General features: G+C 68.6%; 18 protein-coding genes. 11 read left to right on the forward strand and 7 right to left on the reverse strand.

Going from position 1 to position 14,482, the window contains the following annotated elements:
• Window positions 1–3 precede the first annotated feature (3 nt).
• The 5 genes from OGL92_RS04100 to OGL92_RS04120 form a co-directional block, all read right to left on the reverse strand.
• Entirely contained in the window at window positions 4–270 is a 267-nt protein-coding gene (locus tag OGL92_RS04100) for a DksA/TraR family C4-type zinc finger protein (protein WP_263140976.1), read from the reverse strand.
• A gap of 130 nt (window positions 271–400) precedes the next feature.
• The gene (locus tag OGL92_RS04105) at window positions 401–1,351 is read right to left on the reverse strand and encodes a siderophore-interacting protein (protein WP_263140821.1); all 951 of its coding nucleotides are present in this window, start codon (window positions 1,349–1,351) and stop codon (window positions 401–403) included.
• 135 nt (window positions 1,352–1,486) lie between these two features.
• Entirely contained in the window at window positions 1,487–2,476 is a 990-nt protein-coding gene (locus OGL92_RS04110) for a type II secretion system F family protein (protein WP_263140827.1), read from the reverse strand.
• 24 nt (window positions 2,477–2,500) lie between these two features.
• Window positions 2,501–3,094 (reverse strand): DUF2846 domain-containing protein, encoded by a 594-nt coding sequence (locus OGL92_RS04115; RefSeq protein ID WP_263140831.1) that lies wholly within the window; start codon window positions 3,092–3,094, stop codon window positions 2,501–2,503.
• A gap of 431 nt (window positions 3,095–3,525) precedes the next feature.
• Window positions 3,526–3,771, reverse strand: a complete 246-nt coding sequence (locus tag OGL92_RS04120; protein WP_263140833.1) for a hypothetical protein — start codon at window positions 3,769–3,771, stop codon at window positions 3,526–3,528.
• A gap of 516 nt (window positions 3,772–4,287) precedes the next feature.
• Here OGL92_RS04120 and OGL92_RS04125 point away from each other — a divergent pair.
• The 4 genes from OGL92_RS04125 (at window position 4,288) to OGL92_RS04140 (ending at window position 7,386) form a co-directional block, all read left to right on the forward strand.
• Window positions 4,288–5,229, forward strand: a complete 942-nt coding sequence (locus OGL92_RS04125) for a YbhN family protein (protein WP_263140835.1) — start codon at window positions 4,288–4,290, stop codon at window positions 5,227–5,229.
• A gap of 91 nt (window positions 5,230–5,320) precedes the next feature.
• On the forward strand, window positions 5,321–6,586 hold the full coding sequence (locus OGL92_RS04130; RefSeq protein WP_263140838.1) for an Hsp70 family protein: 1,266 nt from the start codon (window positions 5,321–5,323) through the stop codon (window positions 6,584–6,586).
• 78 nt (window positions 6,587–6,664) lie between these two features.
• A complete protein-coding gene (locus OGL92_RS04135; RefSeq protein ID WP_263140840.1) occupies window positions 6,665–7,063 on the forward strand; it encodes a termination factor Rho in 399 nt (132 codons plus the stop codon).
• A 119-nt stretch (window positions 7,064–7,182) separates the two neighbouring features.
• Window positions 7,183–7,386: a hypothetical protein gene (locus OGL92_RS04140; protein WP_263140841.1), complete on the forward strand. Its 204-nt coding sequence runs from the start codon at window positions 7,183–7,185 to the stop codon at window positions 7,384–7,386.
• Window positions 7,387–7,441: 55 nt separating this feature from the next.
• Here OGL92_RS04140 and OGL92_RS04145 read toward each other — a convergent pair whose 3' ends face one another.
• On the reverse strand, window positions 7,442–8,329 hold the full coding sequence (locus OGL92_RS04145) for a triacylglycerol lipase (protein WP_263140842.1): 888 nt from the start codon (window positions 8,327–8,329) through the stop codon (window positions 7,442–7,444).
• 122 nt (window positions 8,330–8,451) lie between these two features.
• Here OGL92_RS04145 and osmE point away from each other — a divergent pair, with 122 nt between their 5' ends.
• The 7 genes from osmE to OGL92_RS04180 all read left to right on the forward strand — a co-directional run bounded on the left by osmE (window position 8,452) and on the right by OGL92_RS04180 (window position 12,951).
• Window positions 8,452–8,793, forward strand: a complete 342-nt coding sequence (gene osmE, locus OGL92_RS04150) for an osmotically-inducible lipoprotein OsmE (RefSeq protein WP_263140844.1) — start codon at window positions 8,452–8,454, stop codon at window positions 8,791–8,793.
• Between the two features lie 262 nt (window positions 8,794–9,055).
• Window positions 9,056–9,475, forward strand: a complete 420-nt coding sequence (locus tag OGL92_RS04155; RefSeq protein ID WP_263140846.1) for a hypothetical protein — start codon at window positions 9,056–9,058, stop codon at window positions 9,473–9,475.
• A gap of 241 nt (window positions 9,476–9,716) precedes the next feature.
• Window positions 9,717–10,355 (forward strand): TetR family transcriptional regulator, encoded by a 639-nt coding sequence (locus OGL92_RS04160; RefSeq protein WP_263140847.1) that lies wholly within the window; start codon window positions 9,717–9,719, stop codon window positions 10,353–10,355.
• A 173-nt stretch (window positions 10,356–10,528) separates the two neighbouring features.
• Window positions 10,529–11,029, forward strand: coding sequence for an urease accessory protein UreE (gene ureE / locus OGL92_RS04165; RefSeq protein ID WP_263140856.1), 501 nt, complete (start codon window positions 10,529–10,531; stop codon window positions 11,027–11,029).
• Entirely contained in the window at window positions 11,026–11,700 is a 675-nt protein-coding gene (locus OGL92_RS04170; protein ID WP_263140862.1) for an urease accessory UreF family protein, read from the forward strand. Before ureE ends, OGL92_RS04170 begins: the two co-directional genes overlap by 4 nt.
• A gap of 15 nt (window positions 11,701–11,715) precedes the next feature.
• Entirely contained in the window at window positions 11,716–12,330 is a 615-nt protein-coding gene (gene ureG / locus OGL92_RS04175) for an urease accessory protein UreG (RefSeq protein ID WP_263140865.1), read from the forward strand.
• Between the two features lie 48 nt (window positions 12,331–12,378).
• Window positions 12,379–12,951, forward strand: coding sequence for a HupE/UreJ family protein (locus tag OGL92_RS04180; protein WP_263140868.1), 573 nt, complete (start codon window positions 12,379–12,381; stop codon window positions 12,949–12,951).
• A 42-nt stretch (window positions 12,952–12,993) separates the two neighbouring features.
• Here the strand turns inward: OGL92_RS04180 and OGL92_RS04185 are convergent, their stop codons facing one another.
• Window positions 12,994–13,761, reverse strand: coding sequence for an SDR family oxidoreductase (locus OGL92_RS04185; protein WP_263140870.1), 768 nt, complete (start codon window positions 13,759–13,761; stop codon window positions 12,994–12,996).
• Window positions 13,762–14,482 lie beyond the last annotated feature (721 nt).

Below are 14,482 nucleotides of genomic sequence, written 5' to 3' on the forward strand. Positions count from 1 at the left end.
AATCTAGCGGAGTTGGGAGTCCTTGCTGCCGCGGCGGTTGTAGCCGCTGAACGCCGCCTGCTCCTTGTCGTGGGCCGCCTGGCATTTCACGCACAGGCGCACGCCCGGTACCGCCCGGCGCCGCGCTTCCGGGATCGGCGCGTCGCATTCCTCGCAGTGGGTCAGGCTCTCGCCCTTGGGCAGTTGGCTGCGGGCGCGCTGCACGGCGTCCGCCAGGGTGCTGTCGATTTGTTCCTGCACCGCGCCGTCGTTGCTCCAACCTCCGGCCATGGTGTCCTCCACGGGTTCGTTCTGCATCGGATGGGTCGGCGCGCCGATCGGCCCGCCGCCGGGGAGCGCCACCCGCTTGCTACCGCTCGCGGCGCGGGCCGCCCCCTATGGAATCCGACGATGCGCGGGCTCAGTCGTTCCGCTTGCCATGGCGCCAGTAGCCCATGAAGCTGCAAGCGCGCTTGTCCAGGCCACGCTCGCCGATCAGGTGGCGACGGATGGCCATCACCGCCGCCGACTCCCCGGCGACCCAGGCGTAGAAGCCGCGGTCGGCGCGGGACGCGCTTTCCCAGAGAATCCGCTGGTCCAGGTCGATGTCCTCGAGCCGACGCTTGCCGGGCGCGCTGGCGGAGGGCACCCGCGCCTGTTCCCGCGCCGCCTCGATCATCCGCGCGCCATAGGCGCAGCCGCTGGCCTCGCGGGGCAGCCAGCGCACGTCGGCCGCGGCGCCGGCCTCCAGCTCCCGGCGATCCGCTTCGGCGGGCACTTCGAGAAAGGCTTGCACCCGGGGCGGACGGGCCATCCCGGCCAGGTTCTCGAGTATCCCGGCGGCGGCCGGCACCGCGGTCTCGTCGGCGATCAGCAGGACCTCGCGCACATCTGCCGGCGGCTTCCACTCGTAGCCGCCGGGGTCGCCGGAAAAGGCCCGGTTCGGCGCGACCAGTTGCACCGGGTCGCCGGGGCGTGCATGGGTCGCCCAGGAGGACGCCGGACCACTGTCGCCGTGGAGGACGAACTCGACGTCCACCTCGTCGGCGCGCAGGGCCCGCAGGGTGTAGGTGCGCATCGGCGGGCGCAGGGCCGGGTCCAGGGTGCGGTAGTGGGCGTACCACTCCGGCTCGTCCGGGAGATTCGGCGGCTGCCCGTCCGCGCCGGGGAACAGCACCTTGATCCGCTGGTCCGGCGCCCGGGTGCGCATGCGCGCCACGTCCGGGCCGGCGAAGACGAAACGGGTCAGGGCCGGGCTGAGGCGAATCCGTTGCTTGAGGACCACATTGAAGACCCGGTAGGCCGGCTCGCTTGGCGTGACGGCCTGACTCAGGGCCTTGAGCCCCGAGGTCAGGGCAGCGGTGAAGGACATGGAGCACCCCCTGGCGGGTCGCTGGAAAAAAGAGCGACGGTCAAGGCGGGGACGTACAGGGCGCGACGATCTTTAGGCAAGACGGGAAGGCTGTCGTGGCAGGCGGGCGACAGGGGACAGCCGCCGACGAGCCCGTCAGCGAAGCTCGTCCGGCAACTGCGGCAGGAAGGCACCCCCGCCCAGCAGGGTGTGGATCATCCAGAGCGCGAGGACGGCATACAGCAGGCGCGGCAGCCAGGCCGCCAGTTGCTCGTCGATGTCGTCGAGCGCCGTGCTTTCCATCGCGACGTGGCGCAGCAACAGCTCTGGCAGGCTGCCACTGGCCTCGCCGGCGACCAGCAGGCCGAGCACCCGGGTACGGCCCGGGAACGCCAGGCGCCGCAGCGCCGACGTGAGTGAGCCGCCGCCTTCGACTTCCGCCGCCAGGCCGCCGAAGGTTTCGCGTAAGGCGGCGTTGTCCAGGGTGTCCAGCGCCTTGGGCAAGGCGTCGAGCATCGGCAGGCCAGCGGCGAGCAGCATGCCCAGGCTTTCGAAGAAATCCCGGGTTTTGCGCCGCGCCAGCAACTGCCCCCACCCCGGCAGGCGCAGGAGCAAGGCGTCCAGACCGGGCGTACGGGCGGCCCTCAGGCGGCGCCCCAGCGTGCGGCCCAGGTAGAAAACGCCCGCCAGTGCGAGCAGCGGCCAGAGCACCGTCCACAGGTAACCGGGCAGGCTCAGCGCCCCGCTCACCCAGAGCGGCAACGGCTGGACCAGCAGGGCGATCGCCAAAACCGCCGCGGGCAGGAATAGCCGCGCCTTCACCCGTGCCCGGCGCTGGGCCTGGCGCGTGTAAGCGTCCGCCAGCCGTCGATAGCACCAGGCCGGGCTGCCGGCGCTCTGTGCCGCCCGTAGAAGCTGGGTTTCGAAGGCGTCGAACAGACCCGCCATGTGCCCCGCCGAAGCGATGTCCTGGCCGGCGGCCAGGTGGCGGAGCAGGGTGGGTAGGCGCCTGCCCCAGGGCGCCGGCAGTTCGAGCGCGGCGAAGGCATGCTGGGCCGGCAAGCCGGCCTGCTCCATGGCGGCCAGGTGGCTGAACAATCGAGCGCGGACCTCGGCGCTCAGGGGCGTGGCGTGAGAACGGGACATACGGAACAGGCTCGTTGAATCGGGTTACGGGCCGACCTGGGCCACCAGCGGCAACACCATGGTGGTGCCTTTCAACCGGGGCAGCAGGCTGGCCGGCGCGGCGACCGGCTCGAGCACCAAGGCGCCCTTCAGCGCGCCCATCTCGATGCGCAGGCTATAGCAAAGGATGTCGCCGGCACGCACGTCGAGCGGCGTTTCGTTGGACAGGGTCTGCTTGCCGCCGAGGCCGGCGGTCATCGCCGCCTGCAATCGGTGCGGGCCGGGGCTCAGTTCGAGGCAGGTGAACTGCGGGCTCTTCAATTGCGCGACGCGTTCACCATCGACCTGGATATCGATGCCCTGCAGCTTGGCGATGAAGCCCTCGCGGCAGACGTAAAGGCGGGCATGGGTCGCCGAAGGCGTGAAGTTCAGCGCGGCCTCGCGGACGCCGGGATCGGCCTTGGTGACGCCGGCGTTGCGCTTCATCATCAATACGATCAGGTACACCACACCGGCGGCGAAGGCGACCATCACCAGGGTGCTCAGCAGAGGGAAGCTCCTGGCGAAAGACCCTGCGGAATGCGAGACGATCGCTCCGACCATAATGGCGATGCCTATATAGAGAACATTTTTGTTCATGCGGACGCGCTCCGGCGCGGGACGAACCGGCGCCTGAAAGAAATGACGGCCTTCCGGGCCTGGAAAGCCCTGATCGACCCGTAGCGGACCCGGAGTGTCCGAGCGCTCGTGCGGCCGCTGGCCGCGAATCGGCAGGCTCGAACAGCCCTTGGAGGGAACGCGCGTGTCCCGCTCGCAGGCCAGGCCCAGCGCAGCGAGCCGGCGAGGGTAACCCGTGGGAGGGGCAGGGATGCGAATCGACGGTCGCTACAAGGCGATTTTGTGAAGGCGGTCATAACCGCGGCCAAAAGACCGGCGTATCGGAGGACGAGGCGAATGCGCGTCTGCCAGGCGGCGGTGAGGCGTCAGAAGCGGAGGGAGAACAGAACCGGCGAGGGGGCGGGTCGCCTCGCCGCCGCTTGGCGACGGTCGAGGCGTTGATCGGTCGCGGCTCAGAGGACCTCGCCGGCCTCGTTCACTTCCACGCTGTGGATGTGTACGTCGGTGATCGGCACCACCAGGGGCACTGCGGAATCGCTGTCGTCGGCAGCGGCCAGTTCATCGTTGACCGCCACGTTGTGCTTGCGGGCCAGTTCCTGGACGACGTCGATCACCGGCACGTTCAGGTCGGTGATCAGGTCGGCGTGGGGCTCGCCCAGCAGTTTGTATTGGATCTCGTACAGCGCTTTCTCACTCATGGCGATCACTCCTCGTCTCTGTGAAATTACGATGCGTGCCCTCTGGCTTTCGTTCGCGATATCCGCTGAACGGTAGTCCCTGGCCATGTTCCCCAGAGCGCCCCTGGTGGACGGATAAGACACCTCGGCCCGCCGCCGGCGCCTCTAGCGAGGGCCTTCCCGCGCGCCCGGCGACCCGCGACCGACCCGCCCCGCCGCCATCCCAGCAGCGCGCGCGAAACCGCAGCGGGCGGCCGCCGCGCAAGGGCCCGGGCGCGATACGACAACTGCGTGGATAATGCCGGCCCCTTTGCAGGTCACACCTGAAGGCCCGCCGGAATGGCCGTCCCCAGGAAACACCTCGTTACGCCCACAGGAGTTGAGGAAGATGCCGCCGTCCGGGATACTGCCCCGCCGTTGTCCAGCCGGATCCAACCCGCGAGCGGCCGCCGAGCGCTTCCCGCATCCGGCGCGCGTCGGCCCCCTGCCCTTGGCGTGCGGTAAGGGACTACAGCCAAAGGCTAAGGAGTCATGCCAATGATGAAGAGGAGTGATCTGCTCTGGACCCTCGTCGGTATGGGTGCGGTGATTCTGTCCTGCTACCTGCTCTATCACGAAGTCCGGAACACCTCCCTCGACGAGATCGCCTCCAGCCTCGGCGCCATCTCCCATCTGAATTGGCTCCTGGCGGGCACCGCCACCTTCGGCGCCTATTGCGCACTGGCCTGGTACGACCGCATCGCGGTGGCCCACCTGGGCAAGAAGATTTCCTGGTGGTTCATCACCCTCTGCTCCTTCACCACCTATGCCCTGGCCCACAACATCGGCGCCTCGGTGTTCTCCGGCGCCCTGGTGCGTTACCGCGCCTACCGGACCAAGGGCCTGTCGCCCCAGGAAATCGGCATCCTGATCGTCTTCTGCTCCTTCACCTTCGTGCTCGGCACCCTGTTCGCCAGTGGCTGTGTGCTGGTGATCCAGCCGCAACTGATCACCCGGGTGGCCAACGTCGGCCCCTGGCTCTCGGTGTCCATCGGCCTGGTGTTGCTGGGGCTGGTGTCGCTCTACGTGCTAGGTTCCTGGCGCCGCTTCAAGCCCTGGACCTGGGGCAAGCTGCACATCGAATACCCGCGCCTGGGCATCGTCGCCCGCCAGTTGCTGGCGGGGCCGCTGGAGCTGGCCTGTGCCGCGGCGATCATCTATTTCGCCCTGCCCAGCGAAGGCAACCCGGGCTACATGGTGGTACTCGGGGTGTTCCTCGCGTCCTTCTCCCTGGCCTTGCTTTCCCATGCCCCGGGCGGGCTGGGCGTGCTGGAGGTGACCTTCCTGGCCGCCATGCCGGAACTGCACAAGTCCGACGTGCTGGCCGCGCTCATCGTGTTCCGTGGCTTCTACCTGCTGCTGCCCTTCGCCCTGTCGGTATTCGTGGTACTGGGCTTCGAGTGGTCGCGCTGGAACCGCAAGGCCGACCCGGCCGGCTGACGCGGCGTCGGTTTTCCCGCGACCGGGCCTGCATTCGCCGGCGCGCTCGCATACACTGCGCGGCCGTTTTCGCACCCGGAACCGTCGCGACATGTACAAGGATCAACCCGCCCGCGCCTGCGGCATCGATTTCGGCACCTCCAATTCCACCGTCGGCTGGTGGCGGCCCGGCGAGGACTCGCTGATCGCCCTGGAGGACGGCAAGATCACCCTGCCCTCGGTGGTCTTCTTCAACCTCGAGGAGCGCCGCCCGGTCTATGGCCGGCGCGCCCTGGAGGAGTACCTGGAAGGCTATGAGGGGCGCCTGATGCGCTCGCTGAAGAGCCTGCTGGGGTCGAAGCTGCTGAAGAGCGAAACCACGGTGCTCGGCAGCGCCATGCCGTTCAAGCAGTTGCTCGGACTGTTCATCGGCGAACTCAAGCAGCGCGCCGAGGCGGTGGCCGGGCGTGCCTTCGAACAGGTGGTCCTGGGCCGGCCGGTGTTCTTCGTCGACGACGACCCCGAGGCCGACCGCGAGGCCGCGGACACCCTGGTGGCGGTGGCCAAGGCCATCGGTTTCGACGAGGTTTCATTCCAGTACGAACCCATTGCCGCCGCCTTCGACTACGAACGCGGCATCGACCGCGAGGAACTGGTACTGATCGTCGACATCGGCGGCGGCACCTCGGACTTCTCGCTGATCCGCCTGTCGCCCGAGCGCCGCGACCACGCCGAACGCCAGGACGACATCCTCGCCACCGGCGGCGTGCACATCGGCGGCACCGACTTCGACAAACAGCTCAGCCTGCGCGGCGTGATGCCGCTGTTCGGCTACGGCAGCCGGATGAAGAGCGATGCCTTCATGCCGACCCATTACCACCTGAACCTGGCCACCTGGCACACGATTAACACGCTGTACGCACAGAAGACCCAACTGGCGCTGAAGAGCATGCGCTACGACATCGTCGACGCCAGCGGCATCGACCGCCTGTTCCGCCTGATCGAGCAACGCGCCGGGCACTGGCTGGCGATGCAGGTCGAACAGAGCAAGATCGACCTCACCGAGGCCGACCGCCTGAACCTGTCCCTGGCGCGCATCGAGGAAGGCCTCGAGGTGGAGCTGACGCGCGACCTGTTCGAGGCCGCCATCGAAAGCCTGCTGGGGCGTGTCCGCGACAGCGTCGGCGACCTGCTGAACAAGGCGGGCCTGACCGCCGCGCAGGTGGATACGGTGTTCTTCACCGGCGGCTCCAGCGGCGTCCCCGCGTTGCGGCGAATCATCGCCGAGTTGCTGCCGAACGCCCGCCATCTGGAGGGCAACACCTTCGGCAGCATCGGCAGCGGCCTGGCCATCGAGGCGAAGAAGCGCTACGGCTAGCCGCACGTCGGCGCGAGGGGAACCCCGGGCAGCGTGGCAGTCGAATTTTTCGGAGCCACTCGATCGGAGATCCTCCCCATGTCCCAAGGCGATAAATCCAAGTACACCGGAGCGCAGAAGCGCAAGGCCGAGCACATCGCGGAAAGCTACGAGGACCGTGGCGTTTCGGAAAAGGAAGCCGAGGCGCGCGCCTGGGCGACGGTCAACAAGCAGAGCGGCGGCGGCGAGAAATCCGGCTCCGGCAAGGCGAAGAGCGGCACCGCCAAGCGCGCCGACCGCAAGGACTCCGCGCGCCGGGCGGCGGCGACCCGCAAGGGCCACTCGCCGAACCACGGCCGGGCCAGTAGCGGCGGCCATTCCGGCAGTTCTTCCTTGAGCGCGCTGACACGCGACGAGCTGATGAAACGCGCCGCCGCACAGAACGTCCGCGGCCGCTCGCGGATGCGCAAGGCGGAGCTGATCCGCGCACTGAGCTGATCACCCCTGGCCGCTTTCCCCCGGCTCGCCGCCGGGCGGAACGGCCGGGCGCGCCAGCGCCCTACCGCGCTGTTCCCATCAGGCATACTGCGGCTGTCCACTCCCGAGGAGGAAGCCCCATGGCCCTGTCGCGTATGACGTTTGCGTTTCTATTGGCTGCGAGCGTCGCGGCCTGTGGCGCCGGAGAAACCGCCGCCACCGCCGCGCTGCAGGCCAAGCAGGCCGAACAGGCCCGCCAGCAGGAGGCCCAGTTGAAGCAGCAGATCGAACAGGCCAATGCGTTGAACGCTCAGCGCCTGCAGAAAGCCGAAGAGGCCCAGTAATCCCACGGGCTTCTTCACTCGGTGCGGCGAATCGTCGAGGGCGGGGTCCGCTGTTTCACAACCCCGCCTCCCGCAGTCGCCTGGCATGGGCAAGGAACAGCCCGACCGGATCCGCCCCACGCCCCACCAAACCGAACCCCTGGTTGACGATATCCAGGTGATCCAGCGGGTAATCGTCGCCGATCACTTCCCCCAGATGCGCGCTGTAGCGCCCCACCAGACCATCGCAGTGCCGGGCCTCCTCGACGAAGGTGCGTGCCAGCAGCCGGCAGGCGTAATGGGTGAGATCCATCCGATTCGATCCGCGGCTGGCGTCGGCTTGCAGGGTGCCGGTCCAGGAGTAGTAGCGCACCCCCTGGACCTGGGCCGGGCCCATGCCGCCCCAGGTGTCGGGCAGGCCCTGGGGGAAGCGCGCGTTGAACGCCGCCACCCCGGCGCGGGTCAGGCAGCGCTGCGCGGCGCGCGCATCCAGCGGCAGGCGCAGCCCCTGGTAATCGCGCTCGAGCCACGCCAGGCAATGCGCCACGCCCACCATCAGGGCGACCAGCAGGCCCTCGCGCAGGCTCCCGGGCGGCGCCCGCCGCTGGAGATGGTCGGCCAGTTCGGAGCCGTGGTTGGGCCCGGCCACGGAAGTCACCGAAGCCACCTGCTGGGGCCTGAGCGCCGCGGCATAGCGAGCGGTGAGCGCGCCCTGGCTGTGGCCGATCAGGTTGACCTTGTCCGCACCGGTGCGCTCCAGCACCGCCTGGATGCGCTCCAGCAACTGCTCGCCACGCACCTCGCTGTCGTGCAGGGCGGACACCAGCACCGGGAAGACCTGGGCACCTTCGCGGCGCAAGGCCGACTCGATGCCATACCAATAGGGGTAGCCCGGTAGTCGCACGAAACCCAGCAAACCCGGTACGAGCACCAGCGGGTAGCGGGTCTTGGCCGAATCCGCCATGGAAATCCTCCTGAGCACGAAGCTGGACGCTGACGGCGAAGCGCGCCGCCGCATATCGCGCGAACTCCTGACGCGCTTTGCGGATCAACATCCAGGAATGTCCCTAAACAAGGAAGCGCTTTATGTACAAGCAAACCCTCGCCACCGTTTTCGCCCTCGCGACCCTGGCCGGTTGCGCAAGCAAACCGGAAAACCCGGTGGACCATTTCACCTACCGCAACGAGCCGCTGGTCAAGCAAGTCGAGAAGGGCATGACCAAGGAACGCGTACTGGCCATCGGTGGACCGGCGTCCTCCGAGGTGAAGCGCACCTATCGTCCCGGCACCTGCAACAACTACATCCTGACCACCGACGGCCATCAGCAGCCGTTCCATGTCAGCTTCGACGCCAATGGTCTGGTCGATCACACCGGCTTCATGACCTGCGACCAGCGCCAGGAGCGCGAGCGCGAACTGCATCCCTGAGTCCCGGTACGCGCGGCTCCGGCCGCGCGCCTCCTCGCGCCCCGCCCTCGTTCCGCTTCCCCGCGCCTCAGCTCCCCGGAAACCGACCGCTCGATCAGGAAACCGGAGGTGCGCCTCGTCGCCGCAAAGCCCCTGGCTAGACCGTTCGCACGCTAACAATCAATAATATTGATTCTTACTATTCTGTATCTGCGCTTTTTCATCGATTTATCCTGAGTAACATGGACTCCGTAATCCCTTACGCCCCCACAAGGAGCCCATCATGAAAACCACCCTACTCGCCAGCCTGATCCTGGCCAGCCTGTCCACCAGCGTGTTCGCCCTGCCGCAGAACCAGCCGCAGCCCATTCTCGGCGAAGCCCGCGCCAGCACCTTCATCCAGGGTGACCACGGCCAGAACCACCGTGCCCTGCAGCGGGGCGACCTCGCCGAAGGCGGTTCCGACCGTCTGCTGCAACGCGACCGCGTCGCCGAGGATGGCGCTGATCGTACCCCCGGCTCGCAACGCATCGCCGAAGACGGCTCGTCGCGCACCCCGGGCATCCGTGTCGCCGAAGATGGGGCCGATCGCACCCCGGGCGCGTTTCGGGTAGCCGCAGACGGCGCGTCGCGTACCCCCGCTGCCCTGCGCCTGGCCGAAGGCGGTTCCGATCGCCTGCTGGAGGCACATCGTGCAGCCTAATCCCACCCCGTGGACCCTGTAAAAGACCCGGCCCGTGCCGGGTCTGTCGTTCAAGCGAGGTCCTCCTCGCCGCGTCGTGCCTGAGTTCCCGCCACGCCTCGCTCCGCCGGTATTCGCTCGTATCCCGCCGTCGACGTTCGTCACCTTGCACAGCCGCGCCCAGGCGCCGTTGAACCCGGTTCGACGCCCGGGAAGGCCATTTGCTAGAGTGGCGGCTCGTCGCCAAGGATGCCCGCGCCCCATGTCCTCTCTCCGTGCCGAACAGAAACAACAGACCCGCCAGGCGTTGATGGATGCCGCGCGCGAGCTGATGGACAGCGGTCGCGGATTCGGTAGCCTGAGCCTGCGCGAGGTGGCGCGCCGCGCGGGGATAGTGCCGACCGGTTTCTACCGGCATTTCCAGGACATGGATCGACTCGGCCTGGCGCTGGTCGCCGAGGTCGGCGAAACCTTCCGCGAGACCCTGCGCCAAGTGCGGCGCAACGAGTTCGAACTGGGTGGCCTGGTGGAAGCCAGCACGCGCATCTTTCTCGATGCGGTGAGCGCCAACCGCGGCCAGTTCCTGTTCCTCGCCCGCGAGCAATACGGCGGTTCGCAGCCCGTGCGCCAGGCCATCGGCACGCTGCGCCAGCGCATCACCGACGACCTGGCGGCCGATCTCAAGCTGATGAACCGGGTCCCCCAGTTGGATGACGCCGCCCTGGAGGTGATCTCCGACCTGGTGGTCAAGACGGTCTTCGCCACCCTTCCCGAACTGATCGACCCGCCCGACCCCGAGCTGCCGCCGCACCTGCGCGCGGAAGCCAAGATCACCCAACAGCTGCGCTTCATCTTCGTCGGCGGCAAGCATTGGCTGGGGCTCGGCAAGCCGGACGGCTGAGCGCACCGACCCGGTGCACTGGACGGCCGCGTGCACCAAAAATATCCTGACCCACCATTCAGGTTCCGCCAGCCGCCCCCGGCATGCGCCGGAACCCGCCCACCCGCCGGGTTGGCAAGCGGATTGCTCCAGGTAGCCCCATCCACCTTTTCTTGACCGTCACGGAAGCTCCCATGCTGGTGATCCGCCATCGCATCGAAACCCAGCCCCATTGGGACGCCGAACTGGAATTGAACTACGAGGCGCGCAGCAAGAGTCGCCTGCGTTGCTTCAGCGGCGACGGCGAGGACGTCGGCCTGTTCCTCGAGCGGGGCCAGTCCCCCTTGTACGACGGCGAATGCCTGCGCGCCGAGGACGGCCGGGTGGTGCGCGTCCGGGCCGCCGCCGAGCACCTGCTGCACGTCACCTGCGCCAGTGCCTTCGAATTGACCCGGGCCGCCTACCACCTGGGCAACCGCCATGTCGCCCTGCAGATCGGCGACGGCTGGCTGCGCCTGCTGGACGACTACGTGCTCCAGGCGATGCTCGAACAACTGGGCGCCCAGGTGGACGCCCTGGAGGCGCCCTTCCAGCCCGAACAGGGCGCCTATGGCGGCGGCCACCACCATTCCCATGCCGGCGAGGCGGAGTTCAGCTATGCGCCGCGCCTGCACCAGTTCGGCGTGCGCCGATGAACCCGGCCTGGGCGCTGCTGCGCCTGGCCAGCCCGCAATTGCCGATCGGTGGCTACAGCTATTCCCAGGGCCTGGAAATGGCCGTGGAGCAGGCCCAGGTGCGCGACCCGGACAGCGCGCAGCGCTGGATCGCCGACCAGCTGCGCTACAACCTCGGCCGATTCGAAGCGCCGCTGCTGCTCGCCCATTGCCGCGCCGCCGCCTGCGAGGATTGGGCCGAGCTGCGAGCCCTCGCCGAGCGCCAGCGCACCAGCCGCGAGACCCGCGAGCTGCACCAGGAAAACCGCCAGATGGGCTATTCGCTGCAACAGTTGCTCGGCGACTTGCCGGAGCTGGACGGGCCGGCGCGCGCACTGTTCGAGTCCCTGCCGGCACCCGGGCTGGCGGTGGCCTGGGCGCTGGCCGCGCGCGCCTGGAACATCGCCCCCGAGGACGCCCTGGCCGCCTGGCTATGGGGCTGGCTGGAAAACCAGCTGGCGGTGCTGATGAAGACCCTGCCCCTCGGCCAACAGGCCGCCCAGCGCCTGACCTCCGCGTTGCTGCCCAGCCTGCAGGCGACCCAGCGCGAGGCCGCCGAACTCGATCCCTCTCGCTGGGGTACCGCCGCCTTCGGCCTGGCCCTGGCGAGCATGGCCCACGAACGCCAATACAGCCGTTTATTCCGATCCTAGGAAGGAGAACACCCGATGAACGCCCAACCCCTGCGTATCGGCATCGGCGGCCCGGTCGGTTCCGGCAAGACCGCCCTGACCCTGGCGCTGTGCCGCGCGCTGCGCGACCGCTACAACCTGGCGGTGGTGACCAACGACATCTACACCCAGGAAGACGCCCAGTTCCTGGTGCGCAACGAAGCGCTGGAACCGGAGCGGATCATCGGCGTGGAAACCGGCGGCTGCCCGCACACGGCGATCCGCGAAGACGCCTCGATCAACCTGGAGGCGGTGGACCAGCTCAACCGGCGGTTTCCCGGCCTGGAGCTGATCATCGTCGAATCCGGTGGCGACAACCTGTCGGCCACCTTCAGCCCGGAACTCTCCGACCTGACCCTCTACGTGATCGACGTCTCCGCCGGCGACAAGCTGCCGCGCAAGGGCGGGCCGGGGATCTGCAAGTCGGACCTGCTGGTGATCAACAAGGTCGACCTGGCGCCGCTGGTGGGCGCCTCCCTGGACGTGATGGATCGGGACGCGCGGAAGATGCGCGGCGACAAGCCCTTCGTGTTCAGCAACCAGAAGACCGGCCAGGGCCTGGACACCATCATCGCCTTCATCGAACACCAGGGGCTGCTCGGCGCCGCCTGACCACCATTCGCTACGCGCCCGCGGACGCGTTCTTCAAGGAGCCTCACGATGCATACACGTCGCCTTTCCCTCGCCTTGGCCCTGCTGCTCAGCCCGGCGCTGGCCTTGGCCCATCCGGGCCACGATACGTCCGGCATGCTCGCCGGCGTCGCCCATCCGCTCACCGGCCTGGACCACCTGCTGGCGATGCTCGCCGTCGGCCTGTGGGCCGCTCAGCAACGCGGCGCGGCGCGCTGGGCGCTGCCGCTGACCTTCGTCGGCGCCATGCTGGTGGGGGGCCTGCTCGGGTTCGCCGGGTTCGCCTTGCCGTTCCTGGAGGCCGACATCGCCGCCTCGGTACTGGCGCTGGGCCTGCTGGTGGCCCTGGCGGCCAGGCCGCCGGTTTCCCTGGCGCTGGCGCTCACCGCCGGGTTCGCCCTGGTCCATGGCACCGCCCATGGCCTGGAGCTGCCCGACCTGGCCAGCCCCTGGGGCTATGCCGCCGGCTTCGTCGCCGCCACCGCCGCGCTGCATGCCCTCGGCTATGCCGTGGTGCGCCTGCTGCCCCCGGCCGCGGCGCCGCTGGTGCGGCTGGCCGGCGCCGCCTCGGCGGGCGTAGGGGTCTGGTTGCTGGCGAGCTGAGGGACTATCGGCGCCGGGCCGTCGGCCCGGTGCCGGCCCGCCTCACCCCTTGCGCGAACGGTCCACCGCGAAACCGGCCCAGCTCTGGCTCACCGGCATCAGTTCCAGGCTGTTGATGTTGATGTGGGCCGGCTGGTTGAGAATCCAGAAGATGGTCTCGGCGATATCGCCCGGCTGGATCGGCTCGGCGCCGGCATAGGTGGCGTCGTAGCGCGCCTGGTCGCCGCCGAAGCGCACCAGGGAAAACTCGCTCTCGCACATGCCCGGCTCCAGGTCGGTGACACGCACCCCGGTGCCCACCAGATCGTTACGCAGGTTCAGCGAGAACTGCCGGACGAACGCCTTGGTGGCGCCATACACATGGCTGCCGGGATAGGGCCAGGTGCCGGCCACCGAGCCGAGGTTGACGATGCCGGCGCCGCGGCCATGGGCGATCAGCCGCGGCAGCAGCAGGCGGGTGCTGTAGAGCAGGCCCTTGATATTGGTGTCGACCATGGTGTCCCAGTCGTCGAGGTCGCACTTGGGCGCCGGATCGGTCCCCAGCGCCAGCCCGGCGTTGTTGATCAACCCGCGCAGGGTGGCGAAGGCGTCCGGCAGCCCGGCGATCGCCGCCTCCATCGCCGAACGGTCGCGCACGTCGACCACCAGCGGATGCACCTCGGTGTGGGCCGACAGCTCTTCGCTCAAGGCCCGCAGCCGTTCCTCGCGGCGGCCGGTGAGCACCAGCGACCAGCCGGCGGCGGCGAAGCGCCGGGCGCAGGCTTCGCCGAACCCGGACGTGGCGCCGGTAATGAACAGGGTTGCGGTCATCTCGTTTCTCCTCGATCGATTCATCGTTGACTGCCCGAGCGGGACGTCGCCAGCGGCACGGCTGGGCGCCCAGGGCATCCGCCAGGTCGCCCGGGCCTGGAAGGCCAGGCAAGCATAACGCCAGAAACGGACAGGGGATGTCGAAGAAAAGCGCATCCGCGCCGCCGTCTGGGTTCCTACGCCCATTCGACCCGGCGGGGACGGCCAACGCAGGGCGGGGCAAGCCTCTTCCACCCGGCGCATGTGTTACGCCGCCTGCACGTCGTCGACACCGTCCTGAGCGAATTCCGTTCGATTCCCAGCCACCCCCGGACGGCCGGGCACGGACAGGCTTATCCGCAGCTTATCCACAGGCGGCTCACACCCTGCTCCACAGTATCCGTGGACAACCCGGGGCATCGCCTTCGTCGGCCGAGGTCTGGGACAGGGAACCGCGCTACCTCGGGCGACCCCATGACCCACCGCGCTGCCGGTCGGTGGGGGTCGGCACACCGACGCGCTCCATACTCCGATGCGCGACACCCTTCCACTGCCCCGTGCGGCCTAGCGACAGCGCGCCCGCGCGATGCGCGGTACTGGCGGGGCGCCGGGAGTACGGCGACCCGCGCCGCAGCCCCTGTACGAATTCGTACGCATCCCCGCCAAGTCCCGAATGACCCGGGACGGCGGGATCCGCCCCCGCTTTATCCACATGGGAACCCCAGGGCCTTCCACCTAATGC

It is taken from the genome of Pseudomonas sp. RIT-PI-AD, assembly GCF_025642785.1.
GTDB lineage: Bacteria > Pseudomonadota > Gammaproteobacteria > Pseudomonadales > Pseudomonadaceae > Pseudomonas_T.